Source organism: Kaistia granuli DSM 23481, from assembly GCF_000380505.1.
In the GTDB taxonomy this organism is placed as follows: Bacteria; Pseudomonadota; Alphaproteobacteria; order Rhizobiales; family Kaistiaceae; genus Kaistia; species Kaistia granuli.
Window position 1 is genome coordinate 335,983 of record NZ_AQYH01000008.1, and the last position, 22,912, is coordinate 358,894.

Consider the following 22,912-nt stretch of genomic DNA (forward strand, 5'->3'; position numbering starts at 1 on the left):
GCCATGATTTCCCGCCGCAGCGTTCTCGCCGGTTCCGCCGCCCTCGCCGGCGCCGCCCTGTTCGGGCGCCCCGACCGAGCCCCCGCCTTCACGCGTGCCCTGCCGCCCGCCGCCGAACCCGGCGCCGAGAGGATCGTCTCGCTCGACCTGAAGGCGGCCGAACGCCGGCTGACGCTGCCATGCTTCGACGGCCACGAGCTGCCGCTCTGGACCTTCACCGACAAGGCCGAGCCGCCGGTCGTGCGGATGAAGCTCGGCCAGCGCCTCGACACCCATCTCGTCAATGGCCTGACCCGGACGGGCGAGCATGTCTCGATCCACTGGCACGGCATCCGCCTGCCGAACGACCAGGACGGCGTGCCCTATCTGGTGCAGCCGCCGGTGGAGCCGGGCGAGAGCTACGACTATTCCTTCGTGCCGCCCGACACCGGCACATTCTTCTTCCATACCCACTGCAATTCGGCCGAGCAGATCGGCCGCGGCCTGATCGGCATCCTGATCGTCGAGGGCGACGCGCCCGAGCCCTATGACGCCGACGAGGTGCTGACGCTGCGCGACTGGCGCATCAGCGAGGACGGCACCAGCTTCCTGCCCTTCCTGACGATGGAGGGGGCCGGCAAGGCGGGTACCTTCGGCACGGTGCGCAGCGTCAACGGCAGGCGCAATCCGGAAATCGTGCTGCCGGCCTCGGCCGACGTCCGGCTCCGGATCCTGAATGTCGATCCCACTCGGCTGACCGAAATCGGCATCGAGGGCGCCGAGGCCGCCGTGGTGGCGATCGACGGCCTTGCCTGCCAGCCCTTCCCGCTGCGCTCCTGGCGCATGGGACCGGCGATGCGCGCCGACCTCGTCATCCGCACGCCGGCCGATGGCGGCTCGGCCACGCTGGTCGACTATTTCGCGCCGAAGCCGGTGCCGCTGGCGAGGCTCACGGCGCGCGGGCCCGCCAGGCGCCAGGGTCCGTTCAATCCGGCGCCGCTCGCCGCCGCGCGCATCACCCCGCCGGACCTCGCCGCCGCGATCCGCATGCCCATCACCTTCTCGGCGACGGCGACCGGCGCGACCGTGCAGGAGCTTGCCGATTCCGGCGCGCCGCTCGGGCCGCTCTGCCTGTCGGAAGGCAATCTCTGGGCGATCAACAAGGCGTCCTGGCCGAGCGACATGCACCAGATCCCACCACCGATGGCGAAGCTGGAGCGCGGCAAGACCTATCTGTTCGAGCTGCGCAACGTCACGCCGCACATGCACCCGATCCATATCCACGGCCACAGCTTCACCGTGCTGAAATCGAACCGGCGCGACCTACCGCCGCATCATGCCGACACCGTTCTTCTGCAGCCGAAGGAGCGCATGGAAGTCGCCTTCGTCGCCGACAATCCCGGCAAGTGGATGTTCCACTGCCACATCATCGAGCACCAGGAGACGGGGATGATGGCGTGGTTCGAGGTCGCGTGAGGATGGCGCCGATGCGTTCGTCTCTGGTCGCGCTCGTCCTGCTCGCGGCGCTGCCGGCGGCGACGCTTGCCGACGGGCTCGACCGCGCCGTCGGCAAGGCACTGTTCGACCGCATCTGGGTGCAGGCGCCCTCCTCCACCGCCGCCAATGACGGGCTCGGGCCGCTGTTCAACGAGAAGAGCTGCGCCAGCTGCCATTCAGGCAAGGCGCTATCGGCCAAGATCACGCCGCTCCCGGACGGTACGCTCGCCCAGCGAGGACTGGTAACGCGGCTCGCCGACCCGCAGGGTGTGCCCGATCCCGTCTATGGCCGCCAGATTCAGCCGCGCGCCGTCTCAGGGCTGACCAGCGAGGGCACCGTCACCTATGCGCTGCCGGACGAGCCCGGCGGGCCACTCGCCGTGGTGTTCGCGCCGAGCCGCGGCGATCTCGCGGCCGCGACCCGCCTCGGCCCGCGCCAGGCGCCGTCGCTGCGCGGCATCGGACTGATCGAGACGGTAGACGAGGCCGCGATCCTGGCGAACGCGGCGGCTCCCAAGCCGGACGGCGTTTCGGGCCGGCCGCGCCTGCTCGAAATCGATGGCCAGTCCGTCGTCGGCCGCTTCGGCTGGAAAGCCTCGGCGGCGACGCTCGACCAGGTGACATCCGACGCGTTCCGGCTCGATATCGGCATGTCGAGCCCGCTCGCGCCGTTTCCGCATGGCGACTGCACGGCCGCGCAGCCCGACTGCCTGGCAGCCCCGGACGGCCGCAGCCCCGAATTCGACGGCGAGGAGATCTCGTCCGAGATGATCCGGCTGCTGAACGCCTATCTCGCCGGCCTCGCCGCCCCGGCGCCGGTCGAGCCGGCCCCACTGGGCGCCGCCCTGTTCGCCTCGACCGGCTGCGCCGCCTGCCATGTGCCGAGCCTCAAGGCCAGGGATGGCGGCACGGTCGCGATCTACAGCGATCTGCTGCTGCACGACATGGGCGCTGGCCTCGACGACGGCGTCGGCGAGCCGGGCGTCGCCTCGTCCGAATGGCGCACCGCGCCGCTCGCCTCGCTGACCTTTCGCACCGGCGACGGCAGGCGCTTCCTGCATGACGGCCGAGCCGGCACGATCGATGAAGCCATCCGCGCGCATGGCGGCGAAGCCACGGCCGCCAAAACGCGCTATGAAGCCCTCGCGGCGGCCGACCGGGCCGCGCTCATCGCCTATCTGGAAACGCTATGATCGCGATTACCAAACGCCTGCTGCTGCTGTCGCCGCTCCTGATCGCGGCCAAGCGCGTCTTCGCCCAGAACGCCGATGCGCCGACAAAACCCGGTCCGAGTCCCGAGGCGCTCGCCATCGTCGCCAACAAGGCGATCTCGAACTATTTCATCCCATCCTATGAGACGTTGCGCGACGCGACGGCCAGGCTGGTCGCCGCCATGCAGGAGAGCTGCAAAAACCCAACCGCCGCGCCGGACCCGGCCGTCCGCGCCGCCTTCGAGGCCGTTCTCGAGGCCTGGGCGCGGGTCGACTTCCTGCGCTTCGGCCCAATGGCCGAAAAGGCCCGGCTGGAGCGCTTTTCCTTCCTGCCCGATCCGCATGGTACCGGAGCGCGCCAGCTGCGCCAGATCCTGGCCAAGCCCGATCCGGCGCTGCTCGAACCCGGCGCGATCGCCAGGAAGAGCGCCGCCGTGCAGGGCATGCCCGCCTTCGAGGCGCTGGTCTTCGGCGCCTCGGACGACGCCGAGACGGCGGCCTATCGCTGCCAGCTGGCGCTGCGGATCGCCGAGAACCTCAACCTCATCGCGTCCGAAGCAGTGACGGAATGGACGCGGCCCGGCGGTTGGCGCGAGCTGATGCTGCAGCCCGGCGGCGCCAACATCGTCTATCGGGACGCGACCGAGCCACTGGTCGAGATCCTGAAGGCTGTTGTCACCGGCCTGCAGCAGATGCGGGACCAGCGCCTGCTGCCGGCGCTCGGCGCCTCGATCGACAAGGCCAAGCCGAACCGCGGCGCCTTCGTCAAATCCGGCCTGAGCCTCGCCTATCTGAACGCCTCGATCGACGCGATCGAGGAATTGGTCGAGCAATCCGACGTCTTCAGCCTGACGCCCAACGACGCCGCTACCCTGCTGGCGGCGACCGAGGCGGGATCCGGCGAATTCCGCAAGGCGATCGACATCGGAAAGCCCTGGAACGAGGCATTCGCAGACCCGGCCGCCTATGACAGCCTCAGACACGCCTTCGACGTGCTGAAGACGCTGGAAGACATCTTCAATTTCCGTTTCGCGGAGGCGGCGGGGATCTCGCCGGGGTTCAATGCGCTCGATGGCGACTGAACAGGGCGGGCTGCGGGCCCTTGCCGGCCGCGCGCTTGCCGCCGTCCTGCCCTTCGCGCGCAAAACAGGCGGATCGACGGAGCGGCAGGTGTTCGTCTCCTCCGTCCGCGTCGGCCCGCGCCAGCACGAGCTGATGCTGATCGACGAACGGGGCGCCATTATCGGCCGCATGAAGCTCGCCGGCCGCGCGCATGACATCGCCATCGATCCCGAACGCCGGCGCCTCGCCGTGTTCGCGCGCCGTCCCGGCTATTTCGCGGTCATCGTCGACGTCGCCTCCTGCGAGCCTCTGGCGACGATCACGCCGCCTCCGGGACATCATTTCTTCGGCCACGGCCTGTTCTCCGCCGATGGCCGCCTGCTCTACGCGACCGAGAACCATTTCGACGGCGAGCGCGCCCGTGGCGTCGTCGGCATCTATGACGCCAGCGGCGACTATGCCCGCATCGGCGAATTCGAAACGCATGGCGTCGACGCGCATGAAATGCTGCTCGCGCCGGACGGCCGCACGCTGGTGATCGCCAATGGCGGCATCGAGACCCACCCGGACTACGGCCGGCAGAAGCTGAACCTGGCCGAAATGCGGCCCTCCATCGTCCGGATCGATCGCGAGACCGGCGATCTCCTCGACGAGACCGTGCTCGACGCCGAGCTGAACCGCCTCTCCATGCGCCACATGACCTTCGACGGTGCCGGTAATGTCTGGTTCGGCTGCCAGTGGGAGGGCGCGCGTAGCGAGCGGCCGCCGCTAGTCGGCCGTGTCGGCAAGACCGGCAAGGCGAAGCTGACGGCGTTCCCCGACGCGATCGCGCCGCTCGCCCGCAACTATATCGGTTCGGTGGTCGCGAGCCGCGACGGCTCGACCATCGCCACCTCATCGCCGATCGGCGGCCAGCTATTCTTCTGGGACGCCGCGAGCGGCGATTTCCGCGACTGCGTCGCCCTGCCGGACGGCTGCGGCGTGGCCGCGACCGGGGGCGAGGCCTTCCTCGCCACCGCCGGTGACGGGAGCGTCATGCGGGCCGAGAACGGCCATCTCGCGCCGATCGCCCGCCGCCACGAGCAGTTCGACAATCATCTGCGGCGGATCTAGCGGGCGTTGACCTCGGCCAGCCGGCGCTCTTCGTCGACGATGTAGTCGCGGATCACCGGCACGTCGTCGCGCTGCTTGGACAGAAGCAGCTGGAAGACGAAATTCGAGCCGTGCAGGAAGCCGAGTTCGACCGACGCCAGATAGAAATCCCACATCCGGCAGAACCGGTCGCCCATCATGGCGACCGCCTCCTCGCGCTTCGCCTCATAGGCGAGGCGCCAGTCGCGGATGGTCCAGTAATAGTGCAGCCGCAGGCTTTCCATGTCGGCGCACCAGGTTCCCGTCCGCTCCAACGAGGCGAACACTTCCGACAGTGCCGGCACGTAGCCGCCCGGGAAGATGTATTTGCGGATGAACGGCGCGGTCGTGCCGGGCGGCGACATCCGGCCGATGCAATGCACCAGCGCGAAGCCGCCCGGCTTGGTCAGGCGCTGGATCGATTCGAAGTAATTGTCGAAATTCGCGACGCCGATCGCTTCCATCATCGCGATCGAGACGACGCGGTCATAGGTGCCGGCGAGGTTGCGATAATCCTGTTCGAGGAAGGTCACCTTGGCGGCGACGCCTTCCTCGATCGCGCGTTTCCGCGCCACGGCGAGTTGCTCCGGCGACAGCGTCACCGAGGTGACGCGGACGTCGTAATTGCGGGCCAGGAAGGTCGCGAGCGCGCCCCAGCCCGAGCCGATCTCGGCGATATGCATGCCCGGCTCAAGCTTCAGCTTGGCGGCGATGTGGCGAAGCTTGTCGATCTGCGCCTGATGCAGCCCAATATCCGGCGCCGAATAATAGGCGCAGGAATAGGTCATCGTGTCGTCGAGCCAGAGCCGGTAGAACTTCGGCGGGATATCGTAGTGATGCTTGATGTTCTCGGCCGCGAGCGGGATCGTGTTGCGCTGCTGGCGACGGCGCAGCGACCGCCAGACCCTGCGCAGCCCCTTCTGGATCGGATGCGCCGCGAGGCCCGAGCGGTTGACCGAGAACAGCGACAGCAGGTCGAAGACGCTGCCGCCCTCCTCCACCGTCAGCCGGCCATCCATGTAGGCCTCGGCGGTCTTCAGTTCCGGATTGAGGAAGATCTCGCGCTCGACGGCGGCGTCCGCCAGGCGGATCGTCACCGCCGGACCGTTTTCGCCGGAGCCGAAGACATGCCGCTTGCCGGCATGATCGAGCACGGTGAGGCGGCCGTTCCGGACGAACCGCTTCAACAGATGAGATAAAAGGCGCATGCGCATTCCCCCGTCAGCCGCACGATGAAAGCGGCTGGATCGCGTTTGTGCAACCGGAAAGCGACGGCGCGACACATTCGCGGCCGGACCGGGACGATCGGCACGCCAGCCGGACACTTTTGCCGGCGGTCAAGGCCGCCGGCTGCCCCCGCCCGATCGATCCGCGTGCCGAATCATCGCGCTTCGCTGCTACCGGATTCCGCGGTCCGATGCGCCCGCCGAAGACAGGCGCCTCGTTGCCAGGGCTTCCGAACAACGGTCACTCCATCCCGGCCGGCATCGCTATTTCCTCTGCCGCATGAAACGTTTAACCAACCTTCTGGGGGTAACTTGCGAATCCCGCGCGTGGCCGTATGCCAGATAACGGCTTCCGGAGAAGGATGAGATGGCCAAACCCAATCTGCACACTGTCGCGGCCCATGCCGGCGTTTCGATCGCCACGGTATCGAAGGTCGTCAACGGCGTGCGCTACGGCATCTCGGAAGCGACCCTCGAACGCGTCCTCGCCTCGGTCAGCGAGCTTGGCTACCGGCCCAACCGTTCCGGTCGCGGCCTGCGCACGCTGCGCCGCTCGATCATTGGCATGGCGATCGTCGACCCCTCGCCCACCTTCCTCGCCGACCCGTTCACCACGAATCTGGTCGCCGGGCTTTCCAACTATCTGAGCGACCGGGGCTTCGGCCTGCTGCTGCACGGCATCAAGCCGAAGCAGGTGGAATCGTCCTTCCTGGTCAAGGAAAACGTCGTCGACGGCCTCTGCCTCATGTTGTCCGGCTCAGCCCAGCTCCGCCGGCAGAACACCAAGCTGTTCAGCACGTTGAGCCATCCGATGGTGGTGTTCCAGGACCGCGCCGCCGACGGCATCCCCGATACCTGCTTCGTCAACCAGGACGATGCCGGCGGCGCCAAGGCGCTGGCGAAGCTCGTGCTCGCCCGCCAGCCGAAATCGGTGCTGATCGTCATTCCCGACATCTTCTGGCCCGCCATCGAGCTACGGCTGGAGGCTTATTGGCAATCAATGAAGAGCGCCGGCGTCGCGGCCAAGATCATCCGCTGCGACGAAAGCGATCCGGCCGCCATCGCCCATGCGATCGAGGACCAGATCGAAAAGGCCGGCCTGCCAGACGTCATCATCGGCGCCAACGACAAGATCGCCATCGTGGCGCTGCACAGCCTGGAAGAACGCGGCGCCCGGGTGCCCGAGGATGTGGCCGTCACCGGCTTCAACGCCTTCGCCTCGAACGACTATGCCGGTCTCGACCTCACCACCGCGCGCTCACCCGCCTATGAGATGGGCGAGCTGGGCGGCAAGCTGCTGCTCGAACGTCTCGAAGGCGGAGAATTCGAGCAGCGCGAATACACGCTGCCGGTCGGCATCGTGCCCGGCGCAACCGTATAGGCGGGATGCCCCCGATCGGAGGCATCCCGTAAATCGCTTCGAGCGCGACGCGGATCAGGTCTCCGAGACCTGCTCCAGCACCGCCTTCAGGAACTTCTGCAGGCGCGGGCTCTCCGGGCGGGTGAAGATCTCTTCCGGCGGGCCGGCCTCGACCACAACGCCGCCATCCATGAACACGACGCGATCCGCCACTTCGCGGGCAAACCGCATCTCGTGCGTCACCAGCATCATCGTCATGCCCTGCCGGGCGAGATCGCGCACGACGTCGAGCACTTCGCCGACCAGTTCCGGATCCAGCGCCGAGGTGATCTCGTCCAGGAGCAGCAGGCGCGGGTTCATCGCCAAACAACGGGCGATGGCGACGCGCTGCTTCTGGCCACCGGAGAGCTGGCGCGGATAATTGCCGGCCTTCTCCAGAAGCCCGACCTTGCCGAGCAGGTCGCGTCCGCGCGCCTCGGCGTCGGCGCGACTCATCTTCAGCACATGGATTGGCGCCTCGATGACATTGCCGAGCGCCGTCATATGCGGGAACAGGTTGAAGTGCTGGAACACCATGCCCATCCGCATGCGCAGATGATTGACGTTGGAGCTCTCGGTGATCGGCTTGCCTTCGAATGTCACCTTGCCGCCTGTCGGCGTCTCCAGCCGGTTAAGGCAGCGAAGCAACGTGCTCTTGCCGGAGCCGCTCGGGCCGATGATGGCGACGCTCTCGCCCTCGCGCACGGTCAGGTCGACACCGCGCAGGACCTGGAGTTCGCCGAAGGCCATCTGGAGGCCCTCGAGTTGCAGGATCGGTGCGCTCACTGAGCCGCCCTCCTGCGCTCGAGCCGCTTGGCGAAGCGGGACAGAGGCAGACAGATCGCCAGATAGAGGATCGCCGCCATCGAGTAGATCGCCATGCTGCGATAGGACTGGCTCGATGCGTCGTAGGATCGATACATGATTTCCGGCACCGAGATGGTTAGGGCCAGCGACGTGTCCTTGATCATCGAAATGATGAAATTGGTGAAGGGCGGTAGGATGATCACGCCGGCCTGGGGCAGGATGATGCGCCGCATGGCGAGCGGCGTCGACATGCCGAGGCTGCGCGCAGCCTCGAACTGGCCGCGATCGACCGCCTCGATGCCGGCGCGGAAAATCTCCGCCGCATAGGCGCCGCCGACCAGGGACAGCGTGATGATGGCGGCCGCCATCGGCTCCAGCCGGATGCCGAACGAGGTCAGGCCGAAATAGATGATAAACAGCTGCAGCAACGCCGGTGTCGCGCGGATCAGCTCGATGTAGATGCCGGCGACGTAGCCGAGCACCCGGATCCCGGACATCTTGGCGAAGGTAGCGAGCAGGCCGATGACGACGCTGCCGATCAGCGAGAACACCGTCAGTTCCAGCGTGACGATGGCCCCCTTGGCTATATAGGGGAAGTAGGTTTGCAGTAATTGAAGATAGTCATTCATGAAATTCGGACCTTCGGGCAACAGAACGCCGCCGGCAGGCAGCAATTGGCCTGCCGACGGCTGAAAAGCTCTAGAACTTGCCGGTCAGGTAGGACGGGTTGGTGAGCCCGTAGCGCGCCATGATCTCCTTGTCCTCGCCACGCGCCTTGATGGCACCGATGGCGTCGTCGAAGGCCTTGATGAGGTTCTCGGTACCGTTCTTCGAATAGACGTAGTAGTTGGCGGGCAGCGTCTCGCTGCCGAGATATTCCGGCGCCAGATATTCCACGACCTTGAAGTCGTAATCGGGGTTCTGCGCCGCCGCGTAGTCGAAGGTATAGCCCCACCAGACCGCCGCATCGAGACGGCCGGCCTTCAGGTCCATCAGCATCGGATCGGCGGAATCATACTTGCGGATCTCGGAAACGCCGTAGCGCTTCTGCAGCTCCTGCGCCTCGATCTCCTGCGCCGAGCCGCGCACGGTGCCGATCACCTTGTCCTTGAGGCCGGCGACATTCTCGATGCCGTCCTGCGAGCGGGTCAGCAGAACGTCGATGCCGTACCAGAACGGCTTGCTACCATAGGCCATCACCTTCTGACGCTCGGCCGTCTTGTAGAGGCCCGAGATGACGTCGATACGGCCGGAATCAAGCGCCGGCGCCAGCGCCGAGTGGACGAGCACGACCGGGTCGACCTCAACGCCGATCTCCTTCGCCACCGCCTTGGTGAAATCGGCAGCGATGCCCTTCCATTCGCCGGTGCCGATATCGATCCAGGTCTCCGGCGGAATGCTGAAGGTGCCGACGCGGAGGAAGCCGCGCTTCTTGATGTCGGCGAGGAGGTCCGTTCCCGCGTCCTGCGCGAAGGCCGGGCGTGCCACCAGCGGCGCGCTCATGGCCAGCGCGCCCGCCGTGGTCAGAAATCCGCGTCGTGTGAATTTGCTCTGCATCATGTTCCCCATGCGTCTGGATTGTCGAATTGCGTTGTCAGGCAGAAAGCCCCTCGCGCGAGGGGCCGGAACCCTGCCGGATCGCTTCCGACGCCATGCATCCCGTCTTGGACAAGCGCGGGCGGTTCTGGCGTTTCTTTGCGTCGATCCGGCAGGAATGGATTGGCGGGCCGTCGGAACCGTCGGCTCAGAGGACGCCGTATTTGGCGTAGACTTCACCCAGCAGCAGCCCGTTCTCGAGCTCCTCGCGGGTCTTGTTCTCGCTGGTGACCTTCTTCAGCGCCGCCTGGATGACTTCCGGGGCGATCTTCTGGGGCACCACCACGACGCCGTCGACATCGCCGAAGATCAGATCACCGGAGGTGACGGTGACGCCCGCGCATTCGATCGGCAGGTCGCGCGCCATCATCTTGCCGCGACCGCGCGAGTCGAGCGGGCCGATGCCGCCATGGAACACCGGGAATTCGAGATTGCGGATGTGGCGGACGTCGCGGACGAGCCCGTCTGTGACGCAGCCAACGGCGCCCCGCTTGCGCGATGCCGTCGTTAGCAGTTCGCCCCAGGGCGCGATCCGCGTCGTCGGGCCGTCGCAGCCGAGCACGGCGATGTCGTTCGGCTTCAGATCATCGATCAGCGCGATCTCGATCTCGTAGGGGTTCTCGTCCTCGCGCACCGAATAGGTGTTCATGAACAGGCCGGTGCGGGCGTAGCCGATCATCGTCAGGCTGTCGTCCAGCGGCCGCACGAAGGGCAGCATCGCCTGGCGGGTCATGCCGAAATCATCGAGGACATCGGACAGGACAGCCGAATACAGAACCTTCTTCAGGGCATCCAAATCAAACTGGGCAGCAGACAACGGGCTTCTCCAACGATTGTGTTAAACGTTTAACATGATGCTAGGGGCGTTTTGGGAGACCGTCAATGGGGCTCGATCGGAGACCTGCGGCGGCGGCGCGGGGCGCATTTCCGAATGCCCGGGGCGGGCACGGGGACGTTTCCCGCCCCCGACCCCACCCGCCCCGATCGGCACAGGCGCCCGTCCCATCTCGCGCCGCCGTGCCGCGTCCGGCAGGTCGCGTCACTACGACACCGGCAATGGAACCGATCGCGCCCGACCGCTTTGGGCTGGACAAGTCGGATCAATAGGCCCAGATCAGAGGCCTCCTACCTGCTGAGGCCCTCTCCCCGATGGATTTCGTTGCTGCCGAACTGGTCGCGCTGGCGACCGTCGTCCTCATCGATCTCGTACTGGCCGGCGACAATGCCATCGTCGTCGGCATGGCCGCCGCCGGCTTGCCGAAGGACATTCGCAGCAAGGCGATCCTGGTCGGCATCGGCGCCGCGGCGGTGCTCCGCATCATCTTCGCCCTGTTCGCCACCAAGCTGCTCGGCATCATCGGCCTGACGCTGGCCGGCGGCATTCTGCTGCTCTGGGTGTGCTGGAAGCTGTGGCGCGAGATCCGTTCCAGCCAGAACGACGAGGCAGAGGCGCTCGAGACGGAGATCGCCGAAGCAGCCGCGGGCGGCCCGGCGGGGACGAAGACCTTCAAGCAGGCGATCATCCAGATCATCGTTGCCGACGTCTCGATGTCGCTCGACAACGTGCTCGCCGTCGCCGGCACGGCGCGCGAACACACCTGGGTGCTGGTGGTCGGGCTGGTGCTATCGGTGGCGCTGATGGGCGTCGCCGCCAATGTCGTCGCCAGGCTGCTAAAGCGCCTGCCCTGGATCGCCTATGTCGGCCTCGCCGTCATCGCCTGGGTCGCCTGCAAGATGATCTGGGACGGCGGCATCGAAGTCTTCCACTTCGCCGAAATCGCAGGCCTGGTGTGAACCCCGCGCCGCCGCGCCGAAAGCGTTTTCGAGCGAAGTGGATACCGGTTTGCGCAGAGAAAACATCACCACACGATGATCTGGCCTGCGGAGCCTGTTCCCTGCTCGCCATCCTGCTCGTTGCGTTCCTGTGGGGCGCGGCCGAAGCGAGCTATTTCTTCGTCGTCGCCGACGTCCTGCTGACCTTCATCGCCGTCGCCTGCGGACTGCGCGCCAGCCTGTGGGCGAGCGTCGCCGCCGCGCTCGGCGCGGCCTGTGGCGGCCTGATCCTGTGGCGCATCGCCGGGACCGATCCGGCGGCGGCCATGACGCTGCTGCGCAGCGTACCCTTCGTCTCGGAACGCATGATCGCGCGGGGCCTGGCCGGCATGGCCGAGGCCAACTGGCCCCTCGCCATGCTTTGGGGCTCCGTCACCGGCATTCCCTACAAGGTCTATGCGGTGGGCGCCGGCCACGAGGATCTGAGCGCCCTGCTCTTCTTCGGCGCGACCATCCCGATCCGGCTCGTCCGCTTCGTCGTCGCGACCAGCGTCGTCGCCCTCCTCGACCAGAAGCTCAGGCCGCGCCTCCGCCTGCGCAGCCGCGTCATGTTGCTGGCAACATTCTGGCTCGTCTTCTACGGTGAGTTCTGGCTGCGCTGGTCCGGGGGCGACTTCCGCTTCCTTCAGTGAATCTCCGGCTCCGGCAACTTTTCCGTCCCTTCTAGGAAGTCGAAGTCGCAGCCGAGATGGGCCTGGCGGATATGGGCGGCGAACAGCTTGTTGTAGCCGCGCGGATAGTCGCGCGGCGGCGGGGTGAAGCTGGCGAGCCGGCGCGCGATCTCAATGTCATCAACATGCAGATGGATGGTCCGCGCCTCGACGTCGACAGAGATCAAGTCTCCGGTCTGTACGGCTCCGAGCGGGCCGCCGATATGCGATTCCGGCGAAACGTGCAGGATGCAGGCGCCATAGCTGGTGCCGCTCATGCGCGCGTCGGAAATGCGCAGCATGTCGCGCACGCCCTCTTTGAGCAGCTTCTTCGGGATCGGCAGCATGCCCCATTCCGGCATGCCCGGCCCGCCGACAGGGCCGGCGTTCTGCAGCACCAGCACGGTGTCGGCCGTGACGTCGAGATCCTCGCGCTCCACCATCGCCGCCATCTCGTTGTAGTCGCGGAAGACCAGCGCCGGGCCGGTGTGCTTCAGGAGCCGCGGCTCCGCCGCCGACGGCTTCATCACGCAGCCGTCCGGCGCGAGGTTGCCGGTGAGGATCGCCGTGCCGACCTCGGCCGAGATCGGGTTGTCGAAGGTCCGGATGACGTCGGCATTGTAGTTGCGCGCCGTCTCGACCGCCTCGGCCAGCGTGCCGCGCACCGTCCGCGCGTTGAGATCGAGGTGGTCGCGCAGCTCCGCCCAGAGCGCCGGCAGGCCCCCGGCATAGAAGAAATCTTCCATCAGCCACTCGCCGGAGGGGCGCAGATTGGCGAGGACGGGAATTTTCCGCGCGACGCGATCAAAGTCTTCCAGCGTCAGGGGAATACCCGCCCGGCCGGCCATGGCGATCAGATGCACCATGGCGTTGGTCGAGCCCGCCAGCGACATGTGCACGACGAGCGCATTCTCGAACGAAGAAGCGGTCAGGATGTCGCTCGGCTTCAGGTCCTCGAAGATCATCTCGATGATGTGGCGGCCGCACTCCGCCGCCATGCGCGAATGGGCGGAATCCGGCGCCGGGATCGACGACGCGCCCGGCAACGACAGGCCGAGCGTTTCCGCGAGCGACGTCATGGTCGAGGCCGTGCCCATGGTCATGCAGGTGCCGAAGGAACGCGCGATGCCGGATTCCATCTCACGCCATTCGCGCTCGCCAATATTGCCGGCTTCCTTCTCGGCCCAGTATTTCCAGACATCGGAGCCGGAGCCGAGCGGCTTGCCGGCATAATTGCCGCGCAGCATGGCGCCGGCCGGCAGGAAGATCGTCGGCAGGTCCATCGAGATGGCGCCCATGATCGTCGCCGGCGTGGTCTTGTCGCAGCCGCCAAGCAGCACGACGCCATCGACCGGATGCGAACGGATCAACTCCTCCACCTCCATGGCAAGGAAGTTGCGGTAGAGCATGGTGGTCGGCTTGACGAAATTCTCGGCCAGCGACATCGCCGGCAGCTCGATCGGGAAGCCGCCGGCCTGCCAGACCCCGCGCTTCACCTCTTCGACCCGATGGCGGAAATGCGCGTGGCAGGGATTGATGTCGGACCAGGTGTTGATGATGCCGACCACCGGCTTGCCCATGAATTCCTCATAGGCGTAGCCCATCTGCAGCGTGCGCGAACGATGGCCGAAGGAGCGCAGGTCCGCGGCGCCGAACCAGCGCTGGCTGCGGAGCGAGGCGATCGAACGCCGGGACGGCTTCAAGGCGGACGACGTCATCGGAACAGGTCCTTGGTCGGGGGCATTCGGAAATCCGGCCCCTTGAGGTTACGCTTGGTCGAATTGAGTCGGGGAACAAGGAAGGCGAGAGGCGCATGGTTGATCTGCAATTGAAGCCGGCGCGCCGCGAGAAGCTCTCCGACATCCTCTATGGCCAGATCCTCGAGCAGATCGTCTCCGGCACCTTCGCGCCGGGCGACCGGCTGCCGTCCGAGAACGACATCTGCAAGGCCTTCGAAGTCTCGCGTCCCGTCGTCCGCGAAGCGCTGCAGCGCCTGCAGGTCGACGGGCTGGTCATCGCGCGCCAGGGCGCCGGCACCTTCGTCTCGCACAAGCCGCCGGGCGGCCTGCTGGAGACGACGCCGCCGCAGCAGGTCGCGAGCGTGCTGCGCGTCACCGAGGTCCGCATCGCGATCGAGACGGAATGCGCGCATCTGGCGGCGACCCGGCGCTCGGCCGCCCAGCTCGCCGAGATCGAGGCGCGGCAGGCGGCGTTCGAGAGTGCGCTCAATACCGGCGCGGCGGGTCTCGAGGAGGATTTTGCCTTCCACCACGCCATCGCCGAGGCGACCGGCAACGAGGTGTTCCCGGCCGTGCTCGACAGCCTGAAGGGTCGGATCGAGGACTGGATGCGCAGCGCGCTCAGCATGACGCGCGTCGGCTCCGACGAACGACGCCGAGCCCTGTTCGCCGAGCACCGCAACATCGTCGACGCGATCTCCCGCCAGCAGGCCGACCAGGCCGCGCTCTACATGAAGTTCCATCTCGTCGAGGCGCGGCGCCGGCTGACCGACGCACGCCGGGATCGGTGATCGACTTGTAATAATTCTGCACAAGACACCTCTCCCGGCGATGGGCCGGTCCTGCTTCAGCTCTTCAGCATGCCGTCGATCGCCAGCTTGTCGATTGCGATCAACTCGTCGGCAGTGAACGTCGCCTTCGCCAGGCTCGCAACGGCGTCCTCGATCTGCGCGACCTTGGAGGCCCCGATCAGAGCGGAGGTCATGCGGCTGTCGCGCATCACCCAGGAGAGCGCCATCTGCGCCAGCGTCTGGCCGCGCGCCTTGGCGATCTCGTTCAGGCCCTTCACCCGCTCCAGGTTTTCCGCCGTCAGCACGCTCTTGCGCAGCGCCTGCGAATGGGTGACGCGGCTGTCGGCCGGAATGCCGTCGAGATAGCGATCGGACAGCACGCCCTGCTCCAGCGGCGAGAACATGATGCAGCCCATGCCCTCGGTCTCGAGCGTGTCGAGCAGCCGGTCCTTCTCGGTCCAGCGATCGAGCATGGAATAACGGGGCTGGTGGATAACCAGTGGCGTGCCGAGAGAGCGGGCGATCGCCGCCGCCTCGGCCGTCTTGGCCGAGGAATAGCTGGAAATGCCGACATAGAGCGCCTTGCCCTGGCGCACGATCGAATCGAGCGCGCCGATCGTCTCCTCCAGCGGCGTCTCGGGATCGAAGCGGTGCGAATAGAAGATGTCGACATAGTCGAGCTTCATCCGCTTCAGGCTTTGCTCGAGACTGGCGATCAGATATTTGCGGCTGCCCCATTCGCCGTAGGGCCCCGGCCACATCAGGTAGCCGGCCTTCGACGAAATGATCATCTCGTCGCGATAGGGCTTGAAATCGCCCGTCGTCATCGTGCCGAAGAACTCTTCCGCCGCGCCGGGCGGCGGACCGTAATTGTTGGCGAGATCGAAATGGGTGATGCCAAGATCGAAGGCGCGATGGCACATCGCCCGCATCGTCTCGACCCTGCCGTCATAGCCGAAATTGTGCCAGAGGCCGAGCGAGATCGCCGGCAGTTTCAGGCCCGTACGGCCGACGCGGTTGTACTTCATCGCGTCATAGCGATCGGCGGCGGCGACATAGACCATGGCGGTTCCTGGCTGTGTGAGACGAGGCGACGTCCGGACCGGGGGAAAGGACTGCCGCGAACCCGAAAAATCGTCAAATGATGTGACAATTCTGAGCCCATGCGGCATGCTCGTCAAGCGCGGGCGCCGACATCCGCTGGGATCGCACCGGCCAGCCCGCCCGCCCCTTCATCCGATCCTCGCGTTGCGCCTTCGTCGCGGCAGCGCGATGCTCGCGATCACCATGGTTACCGGCGCAGGTTGCGCCGATCGGGAGGAATTCATGACGACCAAGCTCTTCGACCTGACGGGGCGCGTCGCGCTCGTCACCGGCTCCAGCCGCGGCATCGGCCTCGCCATCGCGCGCGGCCTCGCCGAGGCGGGAGCGACGGTCGTGCTGAACGGCCGCGATGCCGGTACTCTAGAAACGGCCGTTGCCGGACTGCGCGCCGACGGCCTCAACGCCTCGGCGTCGGTGTTCGACGTCTGCAATGTCGAGGCGGTGGCGAAGGCGGTCGACGCAATCGAGAGCGACATCGGCCCCGTCGACATCCTGGTCAACAATGCCGGCACGCAGAAGCGCCTGCCGCTGGAGGAATTCACGCTGGAGCAGTGGCGCGAGGTGCTGGCGACCAATGTCGACGCCGCCTTCGTCGTCGGCCAGGCGGTGGCGCGCCATATGATCCCGCGCAAGCGCGGCAAGATCATCAACATCTGCTCGGTGACCAGCGAGCTCGGCCGCGCGACGATCACGCCCTATTCGACATCGAAGGGCGCGATCAAGATGATGACCAAGAGCATGTGCGCCGAATGGGCCAAGCACGGCCTGAACATCAACGGCATCGGCCCGGGCTGGTTCAAGACCGAGCTCAACAAGGCGCTGGTCGAGAACCCCGAATTCCACGTCTGGCTGGCGCAGCGCGCGCCCATGGGCCGCTGGGGCGATACACCGGAGCTCGCGGGCGCTGCGATCTTCCTCGCCTCCGACGCGTCGAGCTACGTCAACGGCCACATCCTCTATGTCGACGGCGGCGTGACGGCGGTCGTCTGAGCACTAGCACGGCGAGGGCATGTCCCCTCGCCTCGTCCCCGCCCCCTCCGTCATCCCCGCGAATGCGGGGATCCACGCAGCCAAGGCCACTCTCGGGGGGACCTCCCTTGGCCGCCGCTGGATGGATCCCGGGTTGGCACGAGCGAACCACGGTCGGGTTGCTGCGCTTTCAACCGCCCGCCTCACCCCTCGTAGCGCGCTTCCATCAGGTCGAGTTCGCGCACCAGCTTGCGCGCCGTGTCGCTGCCGATCTTGCGGCCGCGCAGCAGCTTGAAGATCGTCGTCCGTTCCGCCTTCAGCGCCGCCACGCGCAGGCGTGTTTCGATCGCGTCGATCTGGCGTGCCAGCGCTGCCTCCTCGGCCGCGCGCGAGCCGGCATCGATGCGGGCGCGATACGCATCCATGATCCGCGCCGCCGCCGCCACGAAGATATCGGCGTCGGGGCGGCCACCGGCGAGTTCATGCTGCACGCGCTCGATCTCGGCGATGGCAGCCTGGGCGGCGGCGATCCGCGCCCGCTCCTCCTCGGCCTGGTGTGACGTGTCGGCCGGCATCTTCAGACCGCTCAGGAGTAGCGGCAGGCCGATGCTGGCGGCAATCAGCGACAGGATGATCACCCCCATCGCCAGGAATATGGCCAGTTCCCGGGCGGGGAACGGCGAACCGTCGGCCAGGAACAAGGGCAGAGTCAGGACGCCGGCCAGCGTGATCGCGCCGCGCACGCCGGCGAGCGACATGGCCGCCAGCAGCCGCCAGCTTGGCCGCTGGATGACGGTGCCCCGACGGCGGGCCCGGAGCAGGGTCAGATCGAGCGAGACCCAGACCCAGACGAAGCGCAGCGCGGCGAGCGCGAAGTTGATGGCGAGCACATAGATCAGCAACCAGCCCGGTTCATGATGTCCGGTGACCCGCACCGTCTCCGCCGCGCTGCGCAGGATCGCCGGCAGCTGCTCGCCGAGGAGCACGAAGATGATGCCGTTTGCGGCGAACTGGATCATGTCCCAGACCGTATTGCGCCGGACCCGGGTCGTTGCCAGCGCCTGGCCTGAAGCTTCGCTGAAACCCATCGTCACGCCGGCGGCGACCGCCGCCAGAATGCCGGAACAGTCGAGATGCTCGGCCACGAGATAGGCGGCAAACGGAATCAGCACGCTGATCAGGATCTGCGAGCCGCTCTCCTCGCCATAGCGGGCGGCGATCCAGTTCTTGGCCGCGTTGATGATCCACGTCACGGCGAAACCGGCGGCGACGCCGCCCAGCGACACCCAGGCGAAGCTCAGCGTCGCCTCGTAAAGCGAGAAGGTGCCGGTGAGCGCGGCGGCGATGGCGAAACGCAGGCACACGAGGCCCGACGCATCGTTCAGCAGCGATTCTCCCTCGAGAATGCTCATCATCCGCCTCGGGATCGGCACGCGCGAGGCGATAGCGGAAACGGCGATCGGGTCTGTCGGCGAAATCACGGCGGCCAGCGCGAAGGCGACGGCGAGCGGCATGGCCGGGATCAGCCAATGGACGAAAAGGCCGACGCCGAGGACGGTGAAGACGACAAGGCCGAGCGCCAGCGCCAGGATTGCCTTGCGGTCGCGGATCAGTTCCTCCCTCGCCGCGCGCCAGCCATCGAGGAAAAGCAGCGGCGGCAGGAACAAGAGGAAGAAGATGTCGGGATTGAGCGTTACCCGGAAGTCGGCGACGAGGCCGATCGCTCCGCCGAGCGCGATCTGGATCAACGGCCTCGGGATCGGCAGTGGCAGCATGCGGGAAACGAAGCCGCTCACGACGACGGCGAGCAGCAGCACGAGAACGATCGTTATGGTATCCACTTGCCGGGAATCCTGTGGGACTTGTGGCGGTCGACTATGGCCGGCGGCCAGGGCAGAAGACCGGCGCAGTTCGACTTTTTCGCGACGATTCCGGCGGCTCCTGCGCAGCGCAACGAACTTTTTCGCCCGCGGAGCCAATTTTTTGCGGCGGACGCCCGGACGCAGGGGCATAGTCGCCGCTCGAAGGAAGGAGGCTTCCATGCTCTATGCGATCATCTGCTATCACGACGAGAATATCGTCGGCAGTTGGACGAAGGAAGAGGACGACGCCGTCATGGCGCGCCTGCACAAGGTGCACGAGAAGCTGGCGCGCAACGGTCAGCTCGGCCCCACGGCGCGCCTCAGTCCGACCCGCACCGCCACGACCTACCTCAAGGACCAGGGCCGGGTCATCGATGGCCCCTACGCCGAGATCAAGGAGCAACTGCTCGGATTCTACACCGTCGACGTCGCCGATCGCGACGAGGCGCTGCAGATCGCCCGCGACCTGACCGAGGCCAACCCCGGCGGCGCCTATGAACTCAGGCCGATCTCGCTCTTCCTGCCCGGCGATTTTACGCCCGCCGCCGCCGAAACCGCCTGAAACAGACCGCGGCATGACCACCGACTGGAACCAGATCCGCGCCATGATGAACGCGGCGATCGATGCGTGCGAACGGATCGAAGCGAGCGGCTACGGTCCGGCGGACCGCGACGCGACCATCGCGGTGAACGGCCAGGAGGTCAGCGTCGGCGACATCCTGGCGAGCGCCTGGACCTATCCGGAAAACCTGCGCTACGCGATCCTGCGCGCGCGGCACGAGGCGGGCGCGGATCTCGACTACCGGCCGGAGACGGCGCGCATCCTCGTCGCCATGGCCGAGGTCGGGGCCGAATTGATCGGCGCCGGCGAGACGCGCCCGGCCGAGTGCGACATCCACGCCATGATCGGCTGGTTCCGCGACCACGCGACGCCAAGCCTGGAACGGGCGATCGCCGACCGGCGCGCGGCTTCTAGTTCTTCAGCCGGTAGCCGGTCTTGAATATCCAGGTGACGGTGGCGAGGCAGACGGCCAGGAAGACCAGCGTCATCGCCAGGCTGATGCCGATATTGACGTCCGACGTGCCGAAGAAGCTCCAGCGGAAGCCGCTGACGAGATAGACGACCGGATTGAACAGGGCGACCGTCTGCCAGGCCGGTGGCAGCATCGAGATCGAATAGAAGCTGCCGCCGAGGAAGGTCAGCGGCGTCACGATCAGCAGCGGCACCAGCTGCAGCTTCTCGAACCCGTCCGCCCAGATGCCGATGATGAAGCCGAACAGGCTGAAGGTGACGGCGGTCAGCACCAGGAACAGCAGCATCCAGACCGGGTGCTGGATCTCGATATCGACGAAAAGGCCCGCCGTCGCCAGGATGATCAGCGCCAGCAGGATCGACTTGGTCGCCGCCGCGCCGACATAGCCGATGACGATCTCGAACGGCGAGATCGGCGCCGACAGGACCTCGTAGACGGTGCCGACGAATTTCGGGAAGTAGATCGCGAAGGAGGCGTTGGAGATGCTCTGCGTCAGCAGCGTCAGCATGATCAGGCCCGGCACGATGAACGAGCCGTAGCTGACGCCGTCGATCTCCTGCATGCGCGAGCCGATCGCCGCGCCGAAGACGATGAAATAGAGCGAGGTGGAGAGAACCGGCGCGACGATGCTCTGCAGCAAGGTGCGGCCGGTGCGCGCCATCTCGAAGAGATAGATCGCGCGGATCGCGTAGACGTTCATGTGCGCTCACTCACCAGGCTGACGAAGATCTCCTCGAGCGAGCGCTGGCTCGTCTGCAGATCCTTGTAGTGGATACCGGCCGCGCCGAGGGCGCGAAGCACATCGGCGATGCCCTTCTGCTCGGCATCGGCGTCATAGCTGTAGACGAGTTCGTTGCCGTCGGCGCCGAGCTCAAGCCCATAGGCGTCGAGCCCGTCCGGGACACCGGCGAGCGGCTCCTGCAATTGCAGCGTCAGCTGCTTCTTGCCGAGCTTGCGCATAAGCTCGGCCTTTTCCTCGACCAGTATGATCTGGCCGCGATGGATGACGCCGATCCGGTCGGCCATCTCCTCGGCTTCCTCGATGTAGTGCGTCGTCAGGATGATGGTGACGCCGCTCGCCCTGAGCGCCCGCACCACGTCCCACATGTCACGCCGAAGCTCGACATCGACGCCGGCGGTCGGTTCGTCGAGGAACAGGATCTGCGGCTCGTGCGACAGCGCCTTGGCGATCATGACGCGGCGCTTCATGCCGCCCGAGAGCGTCCGGAGCTTGGCGTCCTTCTTGTCCCAGAGCGACAGGTCGCGCAGGATCTTCTCGATATGGGCCGGGTTGGCCGGCTTGCCGAACAGGCCGCGACTGAAGGTGACGGTCGCCCAGACCGATTCGAAGGCGTCGGTCGTCAGTTCCTGCGGCACTAGGCCGATGCGCGCGCGGGCAGCCTTGTATTCGGCTACCACGTCGTGACCATCGGCCAGCACACGGCCGCTCGACGGATTGACGAGGCCGCAAATGATGCTGATCAGCGTGGTCTTGCCGGCGCCGTTCGGCCCGAGCAGCGCAAAGATCTCGCCCCGGCGGATGTCGAGGTTCACATCTTTCAGCGCCTCGAAGCCGGACGCATAGACTTTCGAGAGGTGTTCGACGGAAATGATGTTCTGCATGACGGCCATGATAGCCGAGGCAGATGACGATTCCGGCGAGATTTATGCAACAGCGTGCCCGAATAATCAGGGCGCGCCGTTTTCCTTGACCGGGCGACGCTTCGGATATTCAAACCGCGGCGGTAGCCAGTGGTGCAGCGAGGCGACCCCGACGAGACCGATGCTGCCGCCGACCACGACGCCGAGCAGTGTCCCGCCCTGGATCGTCGACGTGGCGGCGAGAATCGGGATGGCGCCCGCCGGCGGATGGGTGATCCGCAGAATCGACATCAGGGCGATGACGAGGCCGACGCCAACGGCGGCCGCGACCCAGGCGCCGGGAAACAGCATCAGCACCAGGAGCGTCACCAGCGTGGCAACGAAATAGCCGCCGATGACATTGGCCGGCTGCGCCAGAGGGCTGGCCGGATGACCGAAGAGCAGCACCGCCGAGGCGCCGAACGGCGCCAGCAGGAAGGGCTGGTGCGTCGTCACGGCCAGCGCGCCGACCGCGCCGATGCCGATCGCGCCGCCGAGACCGGATTTCATATGCTGCAGCGTGCTGCCGGAACGCACTTCATGACGAGTGACGAAATGTCGAAGGCGATGAGGCATAGGCTGCTGGAACCGCTTGTTTCGGACGCCCTTTGAGACGGGGCCCGAACTTCTACGCGAGGCCGCTCCGGAAAACGAGCAATCGCAATCCAGAAAATTGCCGGAACGGCAAAAAACCGTCCCGTCGCCACCCCCTGCGGCGGCCCGCCGCGCCGTCGTCGAGGCTGAACGGAGGGCGGGAAAGACTCTGGAAAGCATGGCCGGGTAGAATCACGGCCGGCGGAGCGCGGCTCCGGCCGCTTCGAGCCGGACGGCGACCTCCGCGATTTCTTTTCACCGGACGACTATGCGCTGGCGCGTTCTCCGCATCCTCTTCCTGATCTACGTGGCATGGGCCGTCTTCGCGATCCTGCTCGTCCCCCTGAGCGCGCTCGGCGTCATCGCGACAAACCCGCTGGCCGCCGTGCTGGCGCTGGTGCTGGGCCTGCCCTGGAGCGTGCTGCTGACCTGGTGGATCGACAGCTCCAGCGCCTTCCTCAATTTCCTGCTGCTGGTGCTGGCGCTGGTGATCAACGCCGCCATCCTGCGCTTCCTCTCGCGCCGTCCGCGCCCTGCCCCGGAACCGGATGAGTTCGAGGAGGACGATGAGGATGACGAGACGGAGGAAGAAGACGATGAGGAAGTCGGCCCGCATCTCGACCCGGATTCGGAAGAAGACTGGGAGGACGATTGGGACGAGCCGCAGCCGGAACCGCCTCGACGCGAGCGCCATTAGCGGCGAAACGGCCGGACCTGCCCCCTTTCTTTGAAGGGCGACGCACGGCCAAAGCCCGGCCGTACTTTTGCGTCCTGTCGCCACCTCAAG

General features: G+C 66.5%; 23 protein-coding genes. 12 read left to right on the plus strand and 11 right to left on the minus strand.

From position 1 onward, the window contains the following. The first annotated feature begins 3 nt into the window (after positions 1-3). The 4 genes from G342_RS0113970 to G342_RS0113985 are packed head-to-tail and all read left to right on the plus strand — an operon-like array spanning position 4 to position 4,862. Positions 4-1,455 (plus strand): multicopper oxidase family protein, encoded by a 1,452-nt coding sequence (locus G342_RS0113970; RefSeq protein WP_018183779.1) that lies wholly within the window; start codon positions 4-6, stop codon positions 1,453-1,455. A gap of 11 nt (positions 1,456-1,466) precedes the next feature. Next, the gene (locus G342_RS0113975; RefSeq protein ID WP_018183780.1) at positions 1,467-2,669 is read left to right on the plus strand and encodes a di-heme oxidoredictase family protein; all 1,203 of its coding nucleotides are present in this window, start codon (positions 1,467-1,469) and stop codon (positions 2,667-2,669) included. Beyond that, the gene (locus tag G342_RS0113980) at positions 2,666-3,769 is read left to right on the plus strand and encodes an imelysin family protein (protein ID WP_018183781.1); all 1,104 of its coding nucleotides are present in this window, start codon (positions 2,666-2,668) and stop codon (positions 3,767-3,769) included. Before G342_RS0113975 ends, G342_RS0113980 begins: the two co-directional genes overlap by 4 nt. Further along, positions 3,759-4,862 (plus strand): DUF1513 domain-containing protein, encoded by a 1,104-nt coding sequence (locus tag G342_RS0113985; protein WP_198010794.1) that lies wholly within the window; start codon positions 3,759-3,761, stop codon positions 4,860-4,862. The genes G342_RS0113980 and G342_RS0113985 overlap by 11 nt, the downstream gene beginning before the upstream one ends. Here G342_RS0113985 and G342_RS0113990 read toward each other — a convergent pair. Next, the gene (locus G342_RS0113990; protein ID WP_026304431.1) at positions 4,859-6,088 is read right to left on the minus strand and encodes an SAM-dependent methyltransferase; all 1,230 of its coding nucleotides are present in this window, start codon (positions 6,086-6,088) and stop codon (positions 4,859-4,861) included. The two genes, G342_RS0113985 and G342_RS0113990, sit on opposite strands and share 4 nt — an antisense overlap. A gap of 385 nt (positions 6,089-6,473) precedes the next feature. Between G342_RS0113990 and G342_RS0113995 the strand changes: the two genes are divergently transcribed. Next, positions 6,474-7,487, plus strand: a complete 1,014-nt coding sequence (locus G342_RS0113995; RefSeq protein WP_018183784.1) for a LacI family DNA-binding transcriptional regulator — start codon at positions 6,474-6,476, stop codon at positions 7,485-7,487. A gap of 54 nt (positions 7,488-7,541) precedes the next feature. Here G342_RS0113995 and G342_RS0114000 read toward each other — a convergent pair whose 3' ends face one another. From G342_RS0114000 to G342_RS0114015, 4 genes are all read right to left on the minus strand, one after another. Then, positions 7,542-8,291, minus strand: a complete 750-nt coding sequence (locus G342_RS0114000; RefSeq protein WP_018183785.1) for an amino acid ABC transporter ATP-binding protein — start codon at positions 8,289-8,291, stop codon at positions 7,542-7,544. Next, positions 8,288-8,941 (minus strand): amino acid ABC transporter permease, encoded by a 654-nt coding sequence (locus G342_RS0114005; protein ID WP_026304432.1) that lies wholly within the window; start codon positions 8,939-8,941, stop codon positions 8,288-8,290. The genes G342_RS0114000 and G342_RS0114005 overlap by 4 nt, the downstream gene beginning before the upstream one ends. A gap of 70 nt (positions 8,942-9,011) precedes the next feature. Continuing rightward, positions 9,012-9,872, minus strand: coding sequence for a substrate-binding periplasmic protein (locus G342_RS0114010; protein WP_018183787.1), 861 nt, complete (start codon positions 9,870-9,872; stop codon positions 9,012-9,014). 184 nt (positions 9,873-10,056) lie between these two features. Beyond that, a complete protein-coding gene (locus tag G342_RS0114015; RefSeq protein WP_040878879.1) occupies positions 10,057-10,725 on the minus strand; it encodes an RraA family protein in 669 nt (222 codons plus the stop codon). 332 nt (positions 10,726-11,057) lie between these two features. Between G342_RS0114015 and G342_RS0114020 the strand changes: the two genes are divergently transcribed. Both G342_RS0114020 and G342_RS0114025 read left to right on the plus strand, forming a co-directional pair. Further along, the gene (locus tag G342_RS0114020; RefSeq protein WP_018183789.1) at positions 11,058-11,702 is read left to right on the plus strand and encodes a TerC family protein; all 645 of its coding nucleotides are present in this window, start codon (positions 11,058-11,060) and stop codon (positions 11,700-11,702) included. Further along, positions 11,699-12,373 (plus strand): hypothetical protein, encoded by a 675-nt coding sequence (locus G342_RS0114025; RefSeq protein WP_018183790.1) that lies wholly within the window; start codon positions 11,699-11,701, stop codon positions 12,371-12,373. The genes G342_RS0114020 and G342_RS0114025 overlap by 4 nt, the downstream gene beginning before the upstream one ends. Here the strand turns inward: G342_RS0114025 and araD are convergent. Continuing rightward, the gene (araD, locus tag G342_RS0114030; protein ID WP_018183791.1) at positions 12,367-14,109 is read right to left on the minus strand and encodes an L-arabinonate dehydratase; all 1,743 of its coding nucleotides are present in this window, start codon (positions 14,107-14,109) and stop codon (positions 12,367-12,369) included. The two genes, G342_RS0114025 and araD, sit on opposite strands and share 7 nt — an antisense overlap. A gap of 95 nt (positions 14,110-14,204) precedes the next feature. On the opposite strand from araD, the gene G342_RS0114035 reads away from it, so the two are divergent. Continuing rightward, on the plus strand, positions 14,205-14,921 hold the full coding sequence (locus G342_RS0114035) for a FadR/GntR family transcriptional regulator (RefSeq protein ID WP_018183792.1): 717 nt from the start codon (positions 14,205-14,207) through the stop codon (positions 14,919-14,921). A gap of 56 nt (positions 14,922-14,977) precedes the next feature. Here the strand turns inward: G342_RS0114035 and mgrA are convergent, their stop codons facing one another. After that, the gene (mgrA, locus tag G342_RS0114040; RefSeq protein ID WP_018183793.1) at positions 14,978-15,985 is read right to left on the minus strand and encodes an L-glyceraldehyde 3-phosphate reductase; all 1,008 of its coding nucleotides are present in this window, start codon (positions 15,983-15,985) and stop codon (positions 14,978-14,980) included. A 262-nt stretch (positions 15,986-16,247) separates the two neighbouring features. Here mgrA and G342_RS0114045 point away from each other — a divergent pair, with 262 nt between their 5' ends. Continuing rightward, on the plus strand, positions 16,248-17,015 hold the full coding sequence (locus G342_RS0114045; protein WP_026304434.1) for a glucose 1-dehydrogenase: 768 nt from the start codon (positions 16,248-16,250) through the stop codon (positions 17,013-17,015). Between the two features lie 182 nt (positions 17,016-17,197). Here G342_RS0114045 and G342_RS0114050 read toward each other — a convergent pair whose 3' ends face one another. After that, positions 17,198-18,835, minus strand: a complete 1,638-nt coding sequence (locus G342_RS0114050; protein ID WP_018183795.1) for a Na+/H+ antiporter — start codon at positions 18,833-18,835, stop codon at positions 17,198-17,200. A 199-nt stretch (positions 18,836-19,034) separates the two neighbouring features. On the opposite strand from G342_RS0114050, the gene G342_RS0114055 reads away from it, so the two are divergent. After that, a complete protein-coding gene (locus G342_RS0114055; protein WP_018183796.1) occupies positions 19,035-19,418 on the plus strand; it encodes a YciI family protein in 384 nt (127 codons plus the stop codon). 13 nt (positions 19,419-19,431) lie between these two features. Further along, positions 19,432-19,857 (plus strand): hypothetical protein, encoded by a 426-nt coding sequence (locus G342_RS0114060; protein WP_018183797.1) that lies wholly within the window; start codon positions 19,432-19,434, stop codon positions 19,855-19,857. On the opposite strand, the gene G342_RS0114065 is transcribed toward G342_RS0114060, so the two are convergent. The 3 genes from G342_RS0114065 to G342_RS0114075 form a co-directional block, all read right to left on the minus strand. Next, on the minus strand, positions 19,829-20,590 hold the full coding sequence (locus G342_RS0114065; RefSeq protein ID WP_018183798.1) for an ABC transporter permease: 762 nt from the start codon (positions 20,588-20,590) through the stop codon (positions 19,829-19,831). The genes G342_RS0114060 and G342_RS0114065 overlap by 29 nt on opposite strands. After that, positions 20,587-21,513, minus strand: coding sequence for an ABC transporter ATP-binding protein (locus tag G342_RS0114070; protein WP_026304435.1), 927 nt, complete (start codon positions 21,511-21,513; stop codon positions 20,587-20,589). The genes G342_RS0114065 and G342_RS0114070 overlap by 4 nt, the downstream gene beginning before the upstream one ends. 66 nt (positions 21,514-21,579) lie before the next feature. Further along, entirely contained in the window at positions 21,580-22,107 is a 528-nt protein-coding gene (locus G342_RS0114075) for an HPP family protein (RefSeq protein ID WP_040878882.1), read from the minus strand. A 286-nt stretch (positions 22,108-22,393) separates the two neighbouring features. On the opposite strand from G342_RS0114075, the gene G342_RS0114085 reads away from it, so the two are divergent. Beyond that, positions 22,394-22,822, plus strand: a complete 429-nt coding sequence (locus G342_RS0114085) for a hypothetical protein (RefSeq protein WP_026304436.1) — start codon at positions 22,394-22,396, stop codon at positions 22,820-22,822. Positions 22,823-22,912 lie beyond the last annotated feature (90 nt).